The sequence below is a fragment of the Vogesella perlucida genome (genome assembly GCF_979366545.1).
Window position 1 is genome coordinate 1 of the sequence record NZ_CEETRO010000036.1, and the last position, 576, is coordinate 576.

Annotated in this window: 1 protein-coding gene and 1 pseudogene; both read right to left on the reverse strand. The window is 59.5% G+C overall.

The genetic code is table 11. The annotated features are described in order from the left end of the window. Positions 1-4: 4 nt before the first annotated feature. The gene (locus ACZ9XP_RS17770; protein WP_465188945.1) at positions 5-301 is read right to left on the reverse strand and encodes a proton-translocating transhydrogenase family protein; all 297 of its coding nucleotides are present in this window, start codon (positions 299-301) and stop codon (positions 5-7) included. Between the two features lie 11 nt (positions 302-312). Further along, a pseudogene (locus ACZ9XP_RS17775) lies at positions 313-576 on the reverse strand (NAD(P)(+) transhydrogenase (Re/Si-specific) subunit alpha); the annotation flags it as partial.

A 576-nucleotide genomic window follows, 5' to 3' on the forward strand; every position in this document is an offset into this window, starting at 1 on the left:
CCCCTTATTTTTTCTTCTTCTTGAACATGTCGAGCATGCGCTGGGTGACCATGAAGCCACCGAAGATGTTGATACTGGCCAGGAAGATACCGATGGTGCCCAGCACCGATGTCACGGTGATCTGGCTGCCATTGATGTCTACCACCTGCAGCATGGCGCCCACGATGATGATGCCGGAAATGGCATTGGTGACCGCCATCAGCGGGGTATGCAGGGCCGGGGTAACGTTCCACACCACGTGGTAGCCCACGAACACGGCCAGAACGAAGATGGTGAAGCTGGAGATAAACGGGTCAACCATGATGGCACCTCCTAGTTGGCCGCAGGAAAGCGCACCTGGCCGTCGTGCGTCACCAGGGTGGCCGCCAGCAGGTCGTCTTCCAGATTAAGGGTGAAGCCTTCCTTGCTGAGCATCAGCGACAGGAAGGTGAGCAGGTTTTTGGCGTACAGGCTGGAGGCATCGGCCGCCAGCTGGCCCGGCAGGTTGTACAGGCCCACCACGCTCACGCCGTTATCGGTGCGATGCACCTCGCCCGGTACGGTCAGCTCACAGTTGCCACCGGCTTCGGCGGCAAT

Bases quoted from the DNA above. Each gene is read 5' to 3' on its own strand.
- ACZ9XP_RS17770 (WP_465188945.1), bottom strand. From the start codon at position 301: ATGGTTGACCCGTTTATCTCCAGCTTCACCATCTTCGTTCTGGCCGTG.